This is a genomic window from Hephaestia caeni (assembly GCF_003550065.1).
GTDB lineage: Bacteria > Pseudomonadota > Alphaproteobacteria > Sphingomonadales > Sphingomonadaceae > Sphingomonas > Sphingomonas caeni_A.
The window spans coordinates 62,945-81,425 of record NZ_QXDC01000004.1 but is presented as its reverse complement, the minus strand read 5'-3'; the positions used below and the strand labels follow the sequence as shown (position 1 = coordinate 81,425).

Sequence of the window (18,481 nt, the reverse complement as noted above, 5' to 3'; positions counted from 1 at the left end):
GGCGGCTCGCGCTACTCTTTCGGAAGCGTCCAGAGCGGCAGCGGTGGCAGGTGGGTGGCGTTCAATTGATCGCGGGACACCTTGCGCAGCGCGGAAAATGTCGCGATCTGCGTCTTGAGTTGCCGGACGATATCCGCGTGCTGCGCGGCGACGTCGTTCTTCTCGTCGGGATCGCTCGCGAGATCGAAGAGCTGGTCGCCCACCAGCTTCCATTGCCCCACGATCACCGCTCCGGCGCGCGCGCGCAGCATGGCGGGAGTCCCCGGGAAGCGGTTCCCATATTTGGGCGGCGTCCGATAATCCTCGCCGACGAACAACGTGCGGCCGCCCGCGGGCCGCTGGCCCGAGAGCAAGGCGGTCGACATGTCCTTGCCGTCGAGCGTCCGCGATGGTGTCGCGCCGGCAATGTGCGCCAGCGTCGGCAGCAGATCGACGTAGGAGACGGGGCCGATGCCGGCATCGGCACGCGGTTTCAGCCTGGCGGGCCAGGAAATCGCGGCGGCCACGCGCACGCCGCCTTCGTAATGCTGGGCCTTCCAGCCGCGCAGCGGACCGTTGCTCGCCGCATTGTCCTTGCCGCCGGCCCGGCCCGGGCCGCCATTGTCGCTGGTGAACAGGATAAGCGTGTTGTCGAGCTGCCCGGTCTCGCGAAGCGCGTCGAGCACGGTGCCGATATTCCGATCGAGCGCGTGGATCGCGGCGATCGCGGTCTGCCGGTGCGTGTTGCCGCGCCCCTGCGCGCCGTAGCCGACGCCTTCACGCTTGCTCTCGTGCAGCGTGAAGCGCGGCTTGGAGCGATCGAACCCGGCCCATGCCAGATCCGCCGGCGGCGCCTGGAGTGGACCATGCGGCGCGTTGAAGGCAAGCCACATGAACCACGGACCCCCGTTCGGCGACGGGCTGCGGATGATCGTCGCGGCCTCATTGGCCAGCAGGTCGGTCGAATAGCCCTTGTCGGCGGACGGCGCATAGTCGCGATGCCAATCGACCTGCCCTTCGCGCTTGTGCGTGAAATAGTCGATCGCGCCGTTGTAATGCCCGTAAAAGCTGGTGAAGCCGAAGTTCATCGGGTGATAGGCCCGCGAACGATGGCCGAGATGCCATTTGCCGAGAAACGACCGTCGCGCATAGCCGGCGCGCGCCAGCACGTCGGCGATCGTTTCCTCCCGCGGATCGAGCCCGAAGTCGCTCCCCGGCGTGACGGTGTCGCCCATGATGCCGAATCGGTGCGGATAGCGGCCGGTCAACAACCCCGCGCGCGAGGGCGAACACAGCGCCGAAGTATAGAAATGGTCGAGCACCATCCCGCTATCGGCGATCCGATCGATATTGGGCGTTGGAAAGGACGCGCCGTTGAAGCCCACGTCCTGATATCCCAGATCGTCGGCGACGATGACGAGGATATTGGGCGCGCGCGCCGTTGAGGGCTGGTCGTGCTCCACGCCCTCGCGCGGCGTTGGCGCGAGCGCGCTGGCGACGGGGGAGGCGACCGCCGCGCAGGCGACCGCCGAGACGCCCAACAGGATCACCCCTCGCCGCTTGAGGCGCAGGAGTCGCGGCGCTTGCGCCGGCGATGCGGCCGATGTGCTGGAAAACCGGCCGAAAAGCCTGCCGAAACGCGGGTGCGCCATTGGCCTCTCCTAATCCATTCACGCCGACAAGAGGTGTCGGCCAACGTCGTCGCCAGTCGGTCGGCCGGCGGTAGTTGCGCCGATAATCCGGCGGCATCGGGGCGCCTTTTAGCGCGGTGGTGCCGGTTGCAGGATTCGAACCCGCGACCTTCGGTTTACAAAACCGCTGCTCTACCAACTGAGCTAAACCGGCGTTCTTATCGGTCGCGGCACCGGCCCGCTTCCCCCACCCGGCCACCGGTGACGAGGTGGGGGAAGCGGGCCGATGCCGCCTCGTCAACGCCCCATGCGTCAGACGACGCCGAAGGTCCAGCCCTCGGTTTGCGCGATTTGAGGCGTGAGGTCGTGCGGTTGCCACAACGCCGCGCGGTGCGCATTGGCGCGCAGCCAGGCGGCGGTGAGCAGCGCGTCGGCGCCGTGATCGTCGATCGCGCCGTCGCCGGGCACCGGGGCGCTGCCGATCGCCGGGTGGGTCAGCGCGGCGTTGAGCGCGGCGATCGTGGTCATCTTGCTGCGGCCCTTGGGGCGGCCCGCGTCACGCGCGGCGAGGCTGGTGTAGATCTCGACGATCAGCGGCCCGCGCGGCGGTGCGGAATCGAACGGCCAGACGGGCACGCGGCCGGCGAGGCGGTGGAGCACGCGCATGCCGGTAAGACTCGATTTGCCGACCTGCGCCGCGCCGACGAGGTTGAGGTTGCTGTACGGGTTGAGCCCTTGCGCGCGCTGCGCCAACTCGGTGACGCGCAGCCGGCCGCGCCCGACGCCGAACTTGTCGCCGGTGCGCCCGCCGTGGCGGCGGAAATGGCGCGCGGCTTGCGGGTGATCGACGAACGACGAGGCCGCAAGGTGCGGATCGTCGGCACACAGCCGCTCGACCAGCGCCCACAACCCGCGCGCATCGGCGGGGCTCTCGCGCCAGCCGGGGAAGAAGGCGCCGGCATCGACGAAGGGCAGCGATGGGCCGAGATCGAGCCCGACCAGCGTATCGCGCGGCATCTCGCGGTCGAGCCAGCCGAGTACCTCGCCGCGCGACCAGACATGGCCCGGCCGCACGCGCACCGGCGCCTCGCTGCCGATGGTGCAGAGCGCCACCGCGAGCCCCTTCTGCCGCGGCCCGACCGCGCCCGACCAGTCGATCGCGGCGAAATGGGTGAAAGGCGTCACGCCTTGCGTTTGCGGGGCCGCACTTTGGGCTTGGCGGCCGTCCAGTCGCGCGAGCGCTCGGTCATCGTGCGGACGCGTTCGGGATCGGGGCTGTCGTAGCGCACCAGCACCGCAGGCCAGCCTTCGTAATGCGCGCTCTGCCAATAGGTGTCGGGATCGGTTTCCTTGAGCATCTCGATCGTGTCGAGATCGAGCGCGAGGCCGAACGACGTGTCCCGTTCGTGGCCGGTATAGAGGAACGCGCGCCCGTTCGACGCGACCTTGACCGCGGGCTGGCCGTAGCTCGTCGACAATTCGGTATCGGGAAGGCCCAGCGCGTAGGCGACGGCATCGTCGAGGGTGATCATGTGCCGCGCTCCTTCAGTTCGCGCCACCAAGCCATGCGTTCGGCGATGCGCTTTTCCATGCCGCGGTCGGTGGGGGTGTAGAAGGTTTGCGGCGCCATGTCGTCGGGCCAGTAATTCGCGCCCGAATAGCCCTCCGCCTGATCATGGTCGTAGGCGTAGCCCTTGCCGTAGCCGATCTGCTTCATCAATTTGGTGGGCGCGTTGAGGATGTTCTGGGGCGGCATCAGCGAGCCGGTCTCCTTCGCCGATCGCCACGCCGCGCCCGCCGCCTTGTACGCCGCGTTCGATTTGGGCGCGGTCGCGAGATAGAGGCACGCCTGCACGATCGCGAGTTCGCCCTCGGGCGAGCCCAGGAAATCGTATGCGTCCTTGGCGGCGAGGCACTGGACGAGCGCCTGCGGGTCGGCGAGGCCGATATCTTCGGACGCCATCCGCGTCAGCCGGCGCAGTACGTAGAGCGGTTCCTCGCCCGCGACGAGCATCCGCGCGAGATAATAGAGCGCGGCCTGCGGGTCGCTGCCGCGGATCGATTTGTGGAGCGCCGAGATGAGGTTGTAATGCCCCTCGCGATCCTTGTCGTAGACCGCGACGCGGCGCTGGAGAAAGGCCGAGAGCCCGGCCGGATCGAGCGGCGCCTCCAACGCGACCGAAAACAACGTCTCGGCCTGGTTGAGCAGGAAGCGGCCGTCGCCATCGGCGCTGGCGATCAGCGCGTCGCGCGCCGGCGGGGTGAGGGGCAGGGGGCGATCCTCCACCATCTCGGCGCGGTCGAGCAGCGTCGCCAGCGCTTCATGCCCCAGCCGATACAGGATCAGCACTTGCGCGCGGCTGAGCAACGCGGCGTTCAATTCGAAGCTCGGATTCTCGGTGGTCGCGCCGACCAGCGTGACGGTGCCGTCCTCGACAAAGGGCAGGAAACCGTCTTGCTGCGCGCGGTTGAAGCGATGGATCTCGTCCACGAACAGCAAGGTGCGCTTGCCCATCCGGGCATGTTCGCGCGCCTCGGCGAACGCCTTCTTGAGATCGGCGACGCCGGAGAACACCGCCGAGATCGCCACGAAGCGCAGGCTCACCGCATCGGCGAGCAGCCGCGCGATCGTCGTCTTGCCGGTGCCGGGCGGCCCCCACAGGATCATCGACGAGAGCTTGCCGACGCCGACCATGCGGCCGATCGCGCCTTCCGGGCCGGTCAGATGCTCCTGCCCCACCACATCGTCGAGCGCGCGCGGCCGCAGCCGATCGGCGAGCGGCGCGGTATCGTCGGGCTCGGGCGGCGCGGCGGCTGTCGGTTCCTGATCGGCGAAGAGGTCTGCCATCGTGCGGGGAAGATAGGATGGTTGTCGGCGGAACGCACGTCTCGAGCCGGAAGGCGATGCGAAGTTTAGCCCAAACATCCCAAAAAAGTGGGTTGCATAAACTCTATCAAGATATATCTTAACGCCATCTTAAATGAAGGACATGACATGATGAGACACGGACATGGCCGCTGCGGCGGCATGCACATGGGGCCGGGGCGCTGGGGCGACCGGCATGGCGGCCACGGCGGCTGGGGCCGCGAGCGTGGCGGCGGGCGCGGCCGGCGGCGGATGTTCGACGGCGGCGAACTGCGGCTCGTGCTGTTGAAGCTGATCGCCGACGACGCGCGCCACGGCTATGACCTGATCCGCGAGATCGAGGATCTGACCGGCGGCGCCTATGCACCCAGCCCGGGGGTCGTCTATCCGACGCTGACCTTGCTCGGCGACATGGGGTTGATCGAGGAGCAGGCGGCCGAAGGCACCCGCAAGAAATTCGCGATCACCGATGCCGGGCGCGCGCATCTGGACGAGAATGTCGAGGAAGTCGCCGCGTTGATGGCGCGGCTGGCGCAAGTCGGCGAGATGCGCGAGCGCACCGACGGCGCGCCGATCCGGCGGGCGATGGGCAATCTGCGGCAGGTGCTCCAGCATCGGCTGACGCGCGACGATGTCGGCGTCGAGACGCTGCTCGACGTTGCCGCGATCATCGACGAAGCCGCGCAGAAGATCGAGCGGCTCAAATGAGCCTCTCGGTCGCCCGTGTGCCGACGGCGTCGGCCAGCCGCTATCTCCAGCAGCTTGCCAAGCACTGGAGCCACAAGATGACGGTCGTGTTCACGCCGGAGGAGGGCACGATCGATTTTCCGGGCGGCAGCCGGCTCGCGATGCGCGCCGACAGCGAGAGCCTCGATCTCGAACTCACCGTGCCCGAGGGCGAGGATAGTGGCCGGATGCGCGAGGTGGTCGAAAAGCATATCGATCGCTTCGCATTCCGCGAAGGACCGCTGACCTACGATTGGAAATGAAAGCCTGTCCGCCGCTGCTTCGTTCGCGCGCTGCGGCGGCGGTCAGCGCCGCGCCATCACCTCGAGATAGGCGTCGAGCACGGCCTGGTTGGCGGTTTCCCATTGATAGCCCGCCGCGCACGCGGTGCCCGCGGCGCCCATCCGTCGGCGCAGCGCGGGATCGCCGACGATGCGCTCGATTGCTTGTGAATAGCCGCTGACCTCGCGCGGGGGGACGAGGAAGCCGGTGACGCCCTCGTCGATCAGATCGACCGCGCCGGTCGCGCGCGCGGCGACCACGGGCACGCCCGCCGCCATCGCCTCGAGCGTGACGTTGCCGAAGGTCTCGGTGATGCTGGGGTTGAAGAACACGTCCATCGATGCGACCGCGCGGCCGAGATCGTCACCCGACTGGAAGCCCGCGAACACCGCCTCGGGCACCTGGTTTTCGAACCAGTCCCGCGCCGGGCCTTCGCCGATGACGAGCACCTTGTGCGGCACGCCGCGCCGCGCCAAATCGGTGACGACCTCGGCGAAGATGTCGAGCCCCTTTTCCTTCACCAGCCGGCCGAGGAAGCCGATCGCCATTTCATCGTCGCCGATGCCGTGCGCGCGGCGCCACGCGAGATCGCGGCGTGCGGGCGAGAAGCGATCGTGGTTGATCCCGCGCGACCAGATGCCGATCGGCGTGGCGACGCCCCATTGTTCGAGCAGGTCGGCGATGCTGGGGGTGGGGACCATCACCTGATCGACCCGGCCGTAGAAGCGGCGGAGCATCCACACGAAGATGGGCTCGAGAAACGGCAGCCCGTAATAGCGCGGATAGGTTTCGAACCGGGTGTGGAGCGAGGCCAGCGTCGCAAGACCGCGACGGCGCGCAAAGCAGACCGCCCGGTGGCCGAGCCAATCGGGTGCCGAGACATGGACCAGATTGGGCGCGAACGCCTCCAGATCGCGCCGCACGCGCCGGGTGATTCCGCCCGCCACCCGATATTCGCCGCGCCCGCCGATCAGCGGCATCGCGGGCACGTCGACCAGATCGCCGGTCGGAGCGAAGGCGGGTTCGGCGACGGTGGGCGAATAGACGCGCACATGCACCCCCCGGTCGAGCAGGTGACCGACGAGCAGGTTGAGCGCCTGATTGGCGCCGTCACGGACGTAGTTATAGTTGCCGCTGAACAGCGCCACGCGGAGATCGCTCGGCTTCATTCCGCGCCGATAGCGGCAGCCGACGACAAACGCCACCGCAACGATATCAGAATTTGCCACTGTGTGGTCCGGGTCGGCGGCGACGATGGGAAAGGGTGTTGAAGACGGACGCCAAACTCGCCAGAAGTCGGGAAGGCTTCAGGTTCGAGGATGTAGCGCGTGGACCCCCTTGCCGATTTCCCGATCACCTGCCGCTGGCCGGCCGAGCATCCCGATCGGTTGCAGCTCTATTCGCTCAACACCCCCAACGGGGTGAAGGTGTCGATCATGCTCGAAGAGACGGGGTTGCCGTACGAGGCGCATCTCGTCGATTTCGGCACCGACGATCAGAAGACGCCCGAATTCCTGTCGCTCAACCCCAATGGCAAAATCCCCGCGATCCTCGATCCGGCGGGGCCGGGGGGCAAGCCGCTGGCGTTGTTCGAATCGGGCGCGATCCTGCTCTACCTCGCCGACAAGACGGGCAAGTTCGTGCCACACGATCCGGCGGGCCGCTGGCACGCGATCCAGTGGCTGATGTTCCAGATGGGGGGCGTCGGGCCGATGTTCGGCCAGCTCGGTTTCTTCAACAAGTTCGCGGGCAAGGCGTGGGAGGACAAGCGCCCGCTCGGACGCTACGTCGACGAATCGAAGCGGCTGCTCGGGGTGATGGACGGGGCGCTCGCGGGCAAGACGTGGTTCCTGGGCGACGCCTATACGATCGCCGACATTTCGATGCTCGGCTGGGTGCGCAACCTGATCGGATTTTACGAGGCGCGCGATATCGTCGGGTTCGACGATTTCGGCAACGTCGCCGCGTGGCTGCAACGCGGGCTCGACCGGCCGGCGGTGCAGCGGGGGCTGGCGATACCGTCGAAGGAATAGGCTTCGGCGCGCCCCTTTCAGGAGGGGGCGTACGATTTCTCTGTTCTCCTATCGTTCTCGTTCTGCTACAGGCTTGGAGATGGCCAAACCCCAGAAACGCTACGTCTGCCAATCGTGCGGATCGGTGAGCCATCGTTGGCAGGGGCAATGCGCCGATTGCGGCGAATGGAATACGCTGATCGAGGAAGCGGGCGCGGTGGTGACGCCGTTTCAGGCCAAGCATAACCTGCAATCGGGCGGCCGCGCCTTGCAGGTCGTCCAGCTCGATACCGAGGTCGCGCTGCCCGAGCGGTTGGCGACGGGAATCGCCGAACTCGATCGCGCGCTCGGCGGCGGGCTGGTCGAAGGATCGGCGACGCTGATCGGCGGCGATCCGGGGATCGGCAAATCGACGCTGCTGTTGCAGGCCGCGGCACAGCTCGCACTGGCTGGGCACAATATCGCCTATGTATCTGGTGAAGAAGCCGCCGATCAGGTGCGGCTGCGCGCGCAACGGCTCGGGCTGGGCACCGCGCCGATCAAGCTCGCCGCGGCGACCTCGACCCGCGATATTCTCACCACCTTCGGGCAAGGCACCCCGCCCGCGCTGCTCGTCATCGATTCGATCCAGACGATGCATTCGGACCTGATCGAAGGTGCCCCCGGCACGGTGAGCCAGGTCCGCGCTTCGGCGCAGGAACTGATCCGCTTCGCCAAGGAACGCGGCAGCGCGGTGGTGCTGGTGGGGCATGTGACCAAGGACGGCACGATCGCGGGGCCGCGCGTGCTCGAACATATGGTCGATACGGTGCTGAGCTTCGAGGGCGAGCGCAGCCACCAATATCGCATCCTGCGCGCGCTCAAGAACCGCTTCGGCGGCACCGACGAGATCGGCGTGTTCGCGATGCAGACCGAAGGATTGACCGAAGTTTCAAATCCTTCGGCGTTGTTCCTGACGCATCGTGACGAGAATGTCACCGGCGCCACGGTGTTCCCCGCGCTGGAGGGCACGCGCCCGGTGCTGGTCGAAATCCAGGCGCTGGTGGTGCGGCTGGCGTCGGGGGCGACGCCGCGGCGCGCGGTGGTGGGTTGGGATTCGGGGCGGCTGGCGATGATCCTCGCGGTGCTCGAGGCGCGCTGCGGGCTCAGCTTCTCGGCGTGCGAGGTGTATCTCAACATCGCCGGCGGGTATCGGGTGCAGGATCCGGCCGCCGATCTCGCGGTCGCCGCCGCGCTCGTCTCGGCGCTGAGCGAGCGGCCGGTGGCCGCCGACGCGGTGGCGTTCGGCGAGGTCGCGCTGTCGGGCGAGGTGCGGCCGGTGGCACATGGCGCGCTCCGGCTCAAGGAAGCGGGCAAGCTGGGGTTCGAGCGCGCGCTGGTGCCCGCGGGAATGGCGGGCGAAAAGAGCGGGTTGCGGCTATCGGGGTTCAAGACGCTCGGCGCGCTGGTTGATCATATGCTCGGGCGAGGCTAGCGCCGCACAACCCGCAAACGGGCTTCGCCGCCACCTCTGACTGTGTTATTCGGATAAGACGATGGGCCTGACCACGCTCGACATCCTTGTGCTCCTGCTCGTCGGCGGCGCCGCCGTGCTCGGGCTCATGCGCGGCTTCGTCACCGAGGTGCTGTCGCTGTTCGCCTGGGTGGCGATCGTGTTCGTGCTCAAGCTTTTCCACACCCCGCTCGCGGCGATGCTGGCGCCGGTGGTGGGAACCGTCGGCGGGGCGGCGGTGCTCGCGTTCGTGCTGATCGCGGGGGTGACCTGGTTCGGCGGCCGGATGGTGGCGAACGCGCTTGGCCGGCGGACGCGCAATTCGATCGTCGGGCCGGTCGATCGCGCGCTCGGCTTCGGCTTCGGTGCGCTCAAAGGGCTGATCCTCGCGAGCCTGTTGTTCCTGCTCGCGGTGCTGGTGCTCGACACAACCGGCGGCGGCCCCACCGAACGGCCGGGCTGGCTGACCCAATCGCGCAGCTATCCGCTGCTCAACGCGACGAGCGCGAGCATCGCCGATTTCGTCGACCGGCGGCGGCATGGCGAGCCGGTATTCGAGCGGCGCCGGGACGATGGCCGCGCGCCCGCAAATACAACTGGTTGACAGGGGATGCGTTCGGCGTGGTTCGCGCCTACATCCGCATTCATGACGGCCCCGCTCTACAATACGGACATCCTGCGGCTGGCGGCCTCGATCCCCTATCATGAGCGTTTGCCCGCGCCGATGGGGTCGGCGGAGAAGCGCTCGCCGGTCTGCGGCAGCCGCGTGACCGTCGACGTGGATGTGGACGAGGAGGGCCGCGTCGCCGCGATCGGGATGCTCGTGCGCGCCTGCGCGCTGGGGCAGGCGTCGTCCGCGCTGATGGCGGCCAATGCGATCGGGCGCGGCGCCGAAGACCTCGCCGCCGCGCGCGATGCGCTGGCGGCATGGTTGCGCGGCGAGGGCGGCGTGCCCGACTGGCCGGGGCTCGAGACGCTCGCTCCCGCGCTTCCCCACAGCGCGCGCCATCCCTCGATCCGGCTCGCCTTCGAAGCGATTGCCGATGCGGCGGCCGAGGCGCGCGCCCGCTCAGCGGTCGGCTGATGGACGGGCACGCCACCTCGCTGCTGCGGGACGGCGTGCTGCTGCTCGGCTTCGCGCTCGGCTTCGTGCTCCTGTTCCGCAAGCTCGGGCTGGGCGCGACGCTGGGTTTCCTGGTCGCGGGGGCGGTCGTCGGGCCGCAGGTGCTCGGGCTGGTCGGCGGCGCCGAATCGAAAATGGGGATCGCCGAACTCGGCATCACGCTGCTGCTGTTCATCGTCGGGCTCGAACTCAGCCCGTCGCGGTTGTGGCGGATGCGCCGCGACATCTTCGGGCTCGGCACGTTGCAGGTGGTGTTGTGCGGGCTCGCGCTGACCGGGGTGGTGTTCTTCTTCACCGGCTTCTCGCTCGCCGCGTCGATCGCGCTCGGGCTGCCGCTGGCGCTGTCGTCGACCGCGCAGGTGCTGCCGATGCTGCAATCGGCGGGCCGGCTGCGCACCCCGTTCGGCGAGCGCGCCTTTTCGATCCTGCTGTTCCAGGATCTGTCGATCGTGCCGCTGATCACGATCATCGCCGCGCTGTCGCGCAACCCCGCCGATCAGATGGGGCCGCCGGGCTGGCAGCTCGCGCTCTACACCGTGCTCGCGGTCACCGGGCTGGTGCTTGCGGGGCGGTTCCTGCTGCGCCCGCTGTTCATGCTGATCGGCAATCTCGGCGAGCGCGAGATGTTCATCTTCGCCGCGCTGTTCACCGTGATCGCGAGCGCGGCGGTGATGGAGGCGCTGGGGCTGTCGACCGCGCTCGGCGCGTTTGTCGCGGGGGTGATGCTCGCCGACAGCCCGTATCGGCACGAGCTGGAAGCCGATGTCGAGCCGTTCCGATCGATCCTGCTCGGGCTGTTCTTCCTGTCGATCGGGATGATGCTCAACCTGACCGCGATCGCCGAACGGCCGCTGTTCGTCGTATCGATGGCGGCGGCGCTGATCGCGGCCAAGGCGGCGATCATCTTCGGGCTCGGCCTCGCCTTCCGGCTGGGGTGGCGCCAGGCGCTCGCGTTCGGGTTGCTGCTCAGCCAGGGCGGCGAGTTCGGCTTCGTGCTGTTCGCGCAGGCGCAGGGCGCGTATCTGATCGCGCCCGAGGCGGCGAGCCTGTTCGGCGCGGTGGTGACGCTGTCGATGGCGACGACGCCGTTCCTGATGATGGCGACCGCGCGGCTGCGCACCGAGCCCGAGCGCACCGGCGACGGGTTCGAGACCCCCAATCAGGACGGCGCCAATGCGATCGTGATCGGGTACGGCCGGTTCGGCCAGACTGTCGCGCAGATGCTGATCGGGCAGAATATCGCGGTGACGCTGATCGATCAGGATGTCGAGATGATCGAGGTGGCGGGGAGTTTCGGCGCCAAGGTCTATTATGGCGACGGCACGCGGATCGATCTGCTGCGGCAGGCGGGCGCCGGGGAAGCCGAACTGCTCGCCTTCTGCCTCGACGGCGATGCGCTCGATGCCGGTCAGGTGCACGCGATCCACAAGGCATTTCCCGAAGCGCGGATCCTGATGCGCACCTATGATCGCCGCGCGCTGATCAAGCTGAAGGGCGCGCCGATCGCCGCGAGCGTGCGCGAGGTGTACGAATCGGCGATCTGCATGGGGCGGCTCGCGCTCGACCAACTCGGGCTCGACGACGCGGCGATCGACAATGCCGAGGCCGATTATCGCGAGCGCGACGGCGAACGGTTGACGCGCCAGATCGAGACCGGCGACATGCACGCCGCCGCCGAACGGATGGCGACGCAGGCCACGATGGCCGATGGAGATTGCGGATGAACATGATCCTGCTGCTCGCCGCGCTTGCCGGTGCGCTCGCGGTCGGCGCGGGGGCGTTCGGCGCGCATGGCGCAAGCGGCGCGGCGGCCGAATGGCTCAAGACCGGCGGGCAATATCAGTTGATCCACGCGGTGGCGGCGCTGGTCGCGCTCCAGCTCGGCGCGCGCGGGCCGGCGTGGCTGTTCCTCGCCGGGGGGCTGGTGTTCGCCGGCTCGCTCTATCTGATGGCGCTCGGGCTGCCGCGCTGGCTGGGCGCGGTGACGCCGATCGGCGGCGTGCTGCTGATCGCGGGCTGGCTGTGGCTCGCTTATACCGCGATCAGGGGCTGACCGGCTTCTGGCACCAGAGCGGGACCATGCCGGCGAACAGCGCGGGGTGATCGGCCTCCAGCGAGTCCCATTTTTGCGGATCGAGCGGCGAGGTGTCACCGAAGCGCGCGCGGAACAGGTGCTGCGCCTCGGGCGAGGCATCGATCCCTATCCATTTCAGACCCGCTGTATCGATCATCCGCGTGATTTCCGGCACGTCGAACTGGTGTTCGAGGACATGGAACAGCAGGTCGCGGCACCCGCTCAGGCTCCAGAAATCGTCGCTTTCGGTGAGCCGCGCGAGCGGCGCCTCGGGCGCGAGCGCAAGGATATGCGCGCGCAGTGCCCGGATGCCGTCGTCGCCCTGCCAGCCGCGCGCGGTAATCAGCGCGTGCGCCTCGCGCACCAGCGCGCGGGCGCGGCGGCTGTAGAGTGCGATCCGCATCACCCCACCGGGCGCCAGCACGGCCGTGAGCGTGCGTAGCCCTTCGAGCGGATCGGCGAGGTGGTGGAGCACACCGGTCGCGGTGATGAGATCGAAGCGCTCCGCGCCGAGGTCGAGCAGGTCGCCCTGGACGAAGGCGATCGCGCCGAGCCCCAGCTCGGCCGCATTGCGCTGCGCGAACGCGAGGCTGGCGCGGCTGAGGTCGATCGCGGTGATCGCGAGACTCGGATCGGTGCGCGCGAGATCGATCGCCTCGTATCCAGTGCCGCATCCCGCGATCAGCGTCGCAAGCGGGGCAGGGGGTAGCGCGGCGTGGTTGATCCCCGGCAAACGCTCGATGAGTGCGCGGAGATCGGCCGGGCGCGGCGTGGGCGGGGTCTGCCAGCGCGGATAGGGGTGCGATTCGTATTGCGCGCGCACGTGCTGCGAGGCGGAGCGGCTGGTGGCGCCGACGCTGGGTAGTGCCGCGGCGAGCGCGCGTTCCTCGGCGAGATCGGTCAGCGTGCGTTTGACGAGCGCGGCGACGAGCGGAGAGGTGAGGGGTGGCGGCGGCGTATCGAGATCGATCAGCGGCGCAACCATCGCGCGGCGGAGCGTTGCCGAGGCAGATGCTCCGCCATCAACCCCGCGCAAGCGGGAGTCCAGGGTCTCGGAGCGAGCCGTCCGGACTCCTGGATTCCCGCTTGCGCGGGAATACTCGTTCAGGAGTTCGATTTCCTCCGGGGTCACGGGCAGAACGTAGCCGCTCGCGAAACACTCCAGCGCGAGCGCGGCGGCGAGGGGGTCGAGCCTTGAGTCGTCGTGCGTGAGGACGTGCCGGCGCAACGCGGCGATCCGGGGCTCCATCGCGGGCAGCGTGTTGCGGCAGCGTGCAAGGAACGCGTGCCAAAGCGGATCGTGGGCGGCCGCCTCGGCATCGACGACGGGATATTTGAGCAAGAGCAGTTCGGCGGCGGTTTGGGCGAGCGGCTGCGGATCGAGCGCGGGGTCGTCGAGGCACGCGACAAGCTGTGCTTCCAGGTCCGCGTCATAGATATCCGGTGACAGCGGCGCGATCAGCGCGGCGAGCATCCGCGCGATCGCCGATCGTGCGGCGGGGGCATCGTGTGCCAGCGTCAGCGCCGTCATCAACAGACGCCGCGCCCCTGCTGGATCGTCGTGCGCGCGAAGCTGCGCAAGCTCGACATAAGCAGGCAGGAAGCCGGGATGGCGTGCGATGCACGCGCGGTAGCGGTCGGCGGCCTCGCCACTGCGGCCGGTGCGGGCGTGCGCACGCGCTTCCGCGAACTCGGGCGGCGTCTGGCGGCCGCCCGCCGGATCAGCCACGCGCGGCGTTCAGGAAAGCGGCGACCGCCCCGAGATCGACCGAGCGGTCGAGATAGGTCTGCCCGATCCCGCGCGCGAGCAGGAAGGGCAACGTGCCCGCGTCCATCTTCTTGTCGTGGAGCATGTGCGCGACCAGCGTTTCGCCATCGGCGTCGACGCCCGCTGCGGCAAGCCCGCCGGGCAGGCCGGCGTCGCGCAGGTGCGCCGCGACCCGCGCGGCATCCTCGACCGCGCACAATCCTTGTTCGGCGGAAAAGGCGAAGGCCAGCGCCATCCCCGCCGCCACCGCCTCGCCGTGGAGCAGGCGGCTCGAATAGCCGGTTTCCGCCTCGAGCGCGTGGCCGAACGTGTGGCCGAGGTTGAGCAATGCGCGGCGGCCGCGCGTCTCATGCTCGTCCTCGCCGACGATGCGCGCCTTCGCGGTCACCGAATGCGTGATGGCGTGGATGCGGGCATCGGCATCGCCCGCGAGCAACGCGGCGCCGTTCGCCTCGCACCACGCGAAAAATTCGGGATCGTCGATCAGCCCGTATTTGACGATCTCGGCATAGCCCGCGCGGGCCTCGCGCGGGGGCAGCGTGTCGAGCGTGTCAGGATCGATCAGCACCATCGCCGGCTGATGGAACGCGCCGATCAAATTCTTGCCTGCCGCCGCGTTGATCGCGGTCTTGCCGCCGACCGACGAATCGACCTGCGCGAGCAGCGTCGTCGGCACCTGCACGAAGTTACAGCCGCGCTTGAGGATCGCGCAGGCGAACCCCACCAGATCGCCGATCACGCCCCCGCCCAGCGCGACGACGTGATCGTTGCGCTCGACGCCGAGGTCGAGCAGCCGATCGGTCAGCGTCTCGAGTTGACCCCAGCTCTTGGTGGCCTCACCCGGTGCGAGCACGATCGCCTCGCTCGCCACGCCGGCCGCCGTCAGCGCCGCCTGGAGCGTATCGAGATGCGGCCGCACATTCTCGTCAGTGACGATCGCCATCGTCCGGCCGCGTGCGAGCGGCACCAGATGATCGGCGGCGCGCCCGAGCAGCCCGCGCTCGATGTGGATCGGGTAGCTGCGCGCGCCGAGCGCGACGTGGATGGTCATTGGTCGAGCGCTTCCAGGATCGCGTTGACGGTGGTTTCGTGCGGCGCGTGATGGCTGGGCACGCGGATATGCGCCTGCGCATAGAGCGGATTGCGCGCCTCGGCGAGCGATTCGAGCACCGCGCGCGGGTTCTGATCGCGCAGCAGCGGGCGGGTGTCGCGGCGCGCGACGCGATCGACCAGCACCTCGACATCGGCGTCGAGCCAGATCGCCAGCGCCGATTCGAGGATCAGCGCGCGGGTGTCGTCGTTGACGAACGCGCCGCCCCCGGTGGCGATCACCTTGGGCGTGCCGTCGACCAGCCGCGCGATCACGCGCCGCTCGCCATCGCGGAAATAGGGCTCGCCGAAGCGGTCGAAGATGTCGGAAATCGACATGCCCGCGGCGGTTTCGATCTCTGTGTCGGCATCGACGAACGGGAGACGGAGCCGGGTCGCGAGGCGTTTGCCCACGGTCGACTTGCCCACGCCCATCAATCCGACGAGCACGATCGGCTTGCCTTTCCAGGCTAGTTTTCGGGACCGGCTTTGCAACATTGCGGCCGGGGCTATACAGCGTGGCCCTCGCTCGGGCAAAAGGCCGTTCCGCTCCGTCTCTTTCGGTTCGTCCTGTGTTGGTCGGTACAAGGGTTGCCATGTCTCGTTCGCTTGTGATTCTCCTGCTCATCCTGGTCGTCATTGTTGGCGGGCTGTTCTTTCTGGCCGGTCGCGACGCCGAGCAGACCCCGGTTCGTGTCGAAAAGGCCGTGGCGCTTGAGAATCTCGCGAGCTGAGGTCGCGCTTGGCGCGGTCGCGCTGCTGCTGGCGGGCGCGTCGATCCCGGCGCTGAGCCAGGAGACGCCCGAATCGATCCTGCCGCCCGGTTTCGGCGATCCCGCGCCGACGCCGGCCCCCACCCCCACGCCGACCCCGCGTGCGACGCCGCGACCGGGCGCCAGCCCCTCGCCGCGGCTGGTGCTGCCCGATCTCGAACGGCCCGGCGCCACCGCGTCGCCATCGCCATCACCGTCGGGAACGCCGACGCCCAGCCCCACCGAGACGCCCGATCAGGCGTCGGTGCTCGCGCGCTATACGCTGCCCGCATTCGCGCGCCATTCGCTTGCGCGCGTGGGCTCGGCCCGGGAGGGTGACGGGCTGCGCGCCGATGCGTTCGGCGATGCCGACGGGCGCTTCCTCGAAGCGTTGATGCGGCGGCTCGATACGCCGCTGCCGTCGCGCTGGCTGCATATCGGGCTGCGTCGCATGCTCGCCTCGGGGCTCGATACGCCGGGTGACGTCAACGGCGCCGACTTCGCCGCCGAGCGCGCGTGGCTGCTGATCAGGATGGGCGAGCCCGTCGTCGCGCGCTCGCTGATCCAGGACGTCGATACCGGCAATTACACCCCTAAGCTGCTCCAGGTGGCGATGCAGGCCGCGCTCGCGACCGGCGATCCGGCGGGGCTGTGCCCGCTCGGCGACGTCATGGATCGCTATGACGATCATACCGCCGGCTGGCCGCTCGCCCGCGTGATGTGCGCCGCGCTCGGTGGCCATGCCGAACAGGCGGATGCGGCGCTGGCCACGGTCCGGCGCCAGCGCCTTGCGACCGGGATCGACCTCCATCTGGCCGAAAAGGTGCTCGGCGCCGCCTCGCGCCGGGGCGCGGTGACGATCGAATGGACCGGCGTCGATCAACTTACCGCGTGGCGTTACGGGCTGGCGATGGCGACCGGGGTCGAGATTCCCGACAAGCTCTACGCCACGGTCGCGCCCTGGGTGACCGGCTGGCGCGCGCAATCGCCGATGCTGAGCGCGACCGAACGGGCAGTGCCGGCGCAGCGGGCGGCGGCGCGCGGCGTGCTCTCGAACGTCGCGCTGGTCGATCTGTTCGGCGATATCGCCGCCGGCGAGGATAGCGGATCGGCCGCCGCCGCGGTCGCCAGCGATCTGCGCAGCGCCTATGTCGATCAGGATCGCGACGATCGCCTGTCGGCGTTGCGCGCACTCTGGGATGCGGGCGACGATCCGTTGGATCGCTATGGCCGGCTGGTGATGACCGCGCGCGCCGCGGCGCGCGTCGCCCCCGCCGACAAGACCGCCGAGGCCGATACGATCGTCGCCTCGATGCTGACGGCGGGCTTCGATCGCGCGGCGCTGCGCTGGCAGCCGCACGTTGTGCGCGGAGAGCCTGCGTGGGCGATGCTCGCGCTCGCCGATCCGTCGTCGCGCGCGCGGATCAGCTATGGCGATGTCGATGCGGTCCATGATCGTGACGACGCGAATTTCACGCGATCGCGGCTGTTCCTCGCGGGGGCCGCCGGGCTGGGGCGGATGTCGGCCGACGATGCCGAACGCGCGGCGAAGGAACTCGATCTGAGGATCGGCGCGATCAATTCCTGGACCAAAGCGATCGACCGCGCAGCGGCGCAGAACCAGCCCGCGACGGTGATGCTGCTGGCCGCTGTCGGCATGCAGGGCAGCGACTGGCGCGCCGTGCCGCCCGAGAACCTGTATCACATCGTCGCAGCGCTCCGCGCGACGGGGCTCGAAGGCTATGCGCGGATGATCGCGGCCGAGGCGGTCGGCCGGGTGTGACCGGCGGGGGGGATCGCGCGCTGATCGAGCGCTTCCTCGAAATGATGGCCGCCGAGGCCGGCGCTGCCGCCAACACGATCGCCGCCTATCGCAGCGACCTCGATCTTGCCTCGGTGGCGCTCGACGGCGGATTGGTCGAGGCTTCGGAAGTCGATCTGGCGCGATTGGGCGACGGCTGGGCGACGCTGGCGCGATCGACGGTGGCGCGCAAGGCGGCGGCGCTGCGGCGTTTCTACGCCTTTCTTGCCGATGAAGGGCTGCGCGGCGACGATCCGGGGGCGGCGCTGCCCCGGCCCGGCACCGCGCGGGCGCTGCCCAAGACGCTGTCGCACGCCGATGTCGATCGGCTGTTCGCGGGCGTGGAAGCGCGGCTGGCGCGCGATCCGGCCGATCCCAACGACCTCCGGCTCTCGGCGCTGGTCGAATTGCTCTACGGATCGGGGCTGCGCGCGAGCGAACTGGTGTCGCTGCCGAGGAACGCGGTCGCGCCCGATCGGCCGTTCCTGATCCTGAAAGGCAAGGGCGGGCGCGAGCGGATGGTGCCGATCTCCGATCGCGCGCGCGCCGCGGTCGGCGCGTGGCGCGATCATGTCGCGGCCGGGCGATTGTGGCTCTTTCCCTCGGGCAAGGGGCATTTGTCGCGCGTCCGGCTCTATCAACTGATCAAGGCGCTCGCCGCCGAGGCGGGGGTGCCGCCTGATCGCGTCAGCCCGCATGTGTTGCGCCACGCCTTCGCCACCCACCTGCTCGAAGGCGGGGCGGACCTGCGCGCGCTACAATCGATGCTCGGCCATGCCGACATCGCGACCACCGAAATCTACACCCATGTCGATGCCCGCCGGCTGGTCGAACTGGTCAACCAGCGCCACCCGCTCGTTGACGTAGAGCGGCGGCACGCTTAACC

At 69.0% G+C, this 18,481-nt stretch carries 19 protein-coding genes and 1 tRNA gene; 11 read left to right on the top strand and 9 right to left on the bottom strand.

Annotated features, from left to right (window positions below; all coding sequences use genetic code 11):
• Positions 1-11: 11 nt before the first annotated feature.
• The 5 genes from DFR49_RS14860 to DFR49_RS14840 form a co-directional block, all read right to left on the bottom strand.
• Positions 12-1,631: an arylsulfatase B gene (locus tag DFR49_RS14860; RefSeq protein WP_119036517.1), complete on the bottom strand. Its 1,620-nt coding sequence runs from the start codon at positions 1,629-1,631 to the stop codon at positions 12-14.
• A 117-nt stretch (positions 1,632-1,748) separates the two neighbouring features.
• A tRNA-Thr gene (locus tag DFR49_RS14855) sits at positions 1,749-1,824 on the bottom strand.
• Positions 1,825-1,922: 98 nt separating this feature from the next.
• Positions 1,923-2,795 carry a hypothetical protein gene (locus DFR49_RS14850; protein WP_119036516.1) on the bottom strand — a complete coding sequence of 291 codons (873 nt, stop codon included), beginning with the start codon at positions 2,793-2,795 and terminating at the stop codon, positions 1,923-1,925.
• On the bottom strand, positions 2,792-3,142 hold the full coding sequence (locus tag DFR49_RS14845) for an MmcQ/YjbR family DNA-binding protein (protein ID WP_119036515.1): 351 nt from the start codon (positions 3,140-3,142) through the stop codon (positions 2,792-2,794). Before DFR49_RS14845 ends, DFR49_RS14850 begins: the two co-directional genes overlap by 4 nt.
• Complete coding sequence (locus DFR49_RS14840) at positions 3,139-4,458, bottom strand: replication-associated recombination protein A (protein ID WP_119036514.1); 1,320 nt, start codon at positions 4,456-4,458, stop codon at positions 3,139-3,141. Before DFR49_RS14840 ends, DFR49_RS14845 begins: the two co-directional genes overlap by 4 nt.
• Before the next feature lie 150 nt (positions 4,459-4,608).
• Here DFR49_RS14840 and DFR49_RS14835 point away from each other — a divergent pair, with 150 nt between their 5' ends.
• On the top strand, positions 4,609-5,184 hold the full coding sequence (locus DFR49_RS14835; protein ID WP_245968638.1) for a PadR family transcriptional regulator: 576 nt from the start codon (positions 4,609-4,611) through the stop codon (positions 5,182-5,184).
• A complete protein-coding gene (locus DFR49_RS14830) occupies positions 5,181-5,465 on the top strand; it encodes a DUF2218 domain-containing protein (protein WP_119036512.1) in 285 nt (94 codons plus the stop codon). The genes DFR49_RS14835 and DFR49_RS14830 overlap by 4 nt, the downstream gene beginning before the upstream one ends.
• 42 nt (positions 5,466-5,507) lie before the next feature.
• Here DFR49_RS14830 and DFR49_RS14825 read toward each other — a convergent pair whose 3' ends face one another.
• Complete coding sequence (locus DFR49_RS14825) at positions 5,508-6,653, bottom strand: glycosyltransferase family 4 protein (protein ID WP_119037226.1); 1,146 nt, start codon at positions 6,651-6,653, stop codon at positions 5,508-5,510.
• A gap of 159 nt (positions 6,654-6,812) precedes the next feature.
• On the opposite strand from DFR49_RS14825, the gene DFR49_RS14820 reads away from it, so the two are divergent.
• The 6 genes from DFR49_RS14820 (at position 6,813) to DFR49_RS14795 (ending at position 12,164) form a co-directional block, all read left to right on the top strand.
• Positions 6,813-7,517, top strand: a complete 705-nt coding sequence (locus DFR49_RS14820; protein ID WP_119036511.1) for a glutathione S-transferase family protein — start codon at positions 6,813-6,815, stop codon at positions 7,515-7,517.
• Between the two features lie 79 nt (positions 7,518-7,596).
• Positions 7,597-8,970 carry a DNA repair protein RadA gene (gene radA, locus DFR49_RS14815; protein WP_119036510.1) on the top strand — a complete coding sequence of 458 codons (1,374 nt, stop codon included), beginning with the start codon at positions 7,597-7,599 and terminating at the stop codon, positions 8,968-8,970.
• Between the two features lie 61 nt (positions 8,971-9,031).
• Entirely contained in the window at positions 9,032-9,592 is a 561-nt protein-coding gene (locus DFR49_RS14810; protein ID WP_119036509.1) for a CvpA family protein, read from the top strand.
• A 42-nt stretch (positions 9,593-9,634) separates the two neighbouring features.
• Entirely contained in the window at positions 9,635-10,072 is a 438-nt protein-coding gene (locus DFR49_RS14805) for an iron-sulfur cluster assembly scaffold protein (protein WP_119036508.1), read from the top strand.
• Positions 10,072-11,835: a cation:proton antiporter domain-containing protein gene (locus tag DFR49_RS14800; RefSeq protein ID WP_119036507.1), complete on the top strand. Its 1,764-nt coding sequence runs from the start codon at positions 10,072-10,074 to the stop codon at positions 11,833-11,835. Before DFR49_RS14805 ends, DFR49_RS14800 begins: the two co-directional genes overlap by 1 nt.
• Positions 11,832-12,164 carry a DUF423 domain-containing protein gene (locus DFR49_RS14795; protein WP_245968592.1) on the top strand — a complete coding sequence of 111 codons (333 nt, stop codon included), beginning with the start codon at positions 11,832-11,834 and terminating at the stop codon, positions 12,162-12,164. The genes DFR49_RS14800 and DFR49_RS14795 overlap by 4 nt, the downstream gene beginning before the upstream one ends.
• Here the strand turns inward: DFR49_RS14795 and DFR49_RS14790 are convergent.
• The 3 genes from DFR49_RS14790 to DFR49_RS14780 are packed head-to-tail and all read right to left on the bottom strand — an operon-like array spanning position 12,154 to position 15,540.
• Entirely contained in the window at positions 12,154-13,914 is a 1,761-nt protein-coding gene (locus tag DFR49_RS14790) for a class I SAM-dependent methyltransferase (RefSeq protein ID WP_119036506.1), read from the bottom strand. The genes DFR49_RS14795 and DFR49_RS14790 overlap by 11 nt on opposite strands.
• Positions 13,907-15,004: a 3-dehydroquinate synthase gene (aroB, locus tag DFR49_RS14785; protein WP_119036505.1), complete on the bottom strand. Its 1,098-nt coding sequence runs from the start codon at positions 15,002-15,004 to the stop codon at positions 13,907-13,909. Before aroB ends, DFR49_RS14790 begins: the two co-directional genes overlap by 8 nt.
• Positions 15,001-15,540 (bottom strand): shikimate kinase, encoded by a 540-nt coding sequence (locus tag DFR49_RS14780; protein WP_119036504.1) that lies wholly within the window; start codon positions 15,538-15,540, stop codon positions 15,001-15,003. Before DFR49_RS14780 ends, aroB begins: the two co-directional genes overlap by 4 nt.
• Before the next feature lie 98 nt (positions 15,541-15,638).
• Here DFR49_RS14780 and DFR49_RS22030 point away from each other — a divergent pair, with 98 nt between their 5' ends.
• The 3 genes from DFR49_RS22030 to DFR49_RS14770 are packed head-to-tail and all read left to right on the top strand — an operon-like array spanning position 15,639 to position 18,479.
• Positions 15,639-15,776 carry a hypothetical protein gene (locus DFR49_RS22030; protein WP_170151030.1) on the top strand — a complete coding sequence of 46 codons (138 nt, stop codon included), beginning with the start codon at positions 15,639-15,641 and terminating at the stop codon, positions 15,774-15,776.
• Positions 15,757-17,577 carry a hypothetical protein gene (locus DFR49_RS14775; protein WP_119036503.1) on the top strand — a complete coding sequence of 607 codons (1,821 nt, stop codon included), beginning with the start codon at positions 15,757-15,759 and terminating at the stop codon, positions 17,575-17,577. The genes DFR49_RS22030 and DFR49_RS14775 overlap by 20 nt, the downstream gene beginning before the upstream one ends.
• A complete protein-coding gene (locus DFR49_RS14770; protein ID WP_281271777.1) occupies positions 17,574-18,479 on the top strand; it encodes a tyrosine recombinase in 906 nt (301 codons plus the stop codon). Before DFR49_RS14775 ends, DFR49_RS14770 begins: the two co-directional genes overlap by 4 nt.
• Positions 18,480-18,481 lie beyond the last annotated feature (2 nt).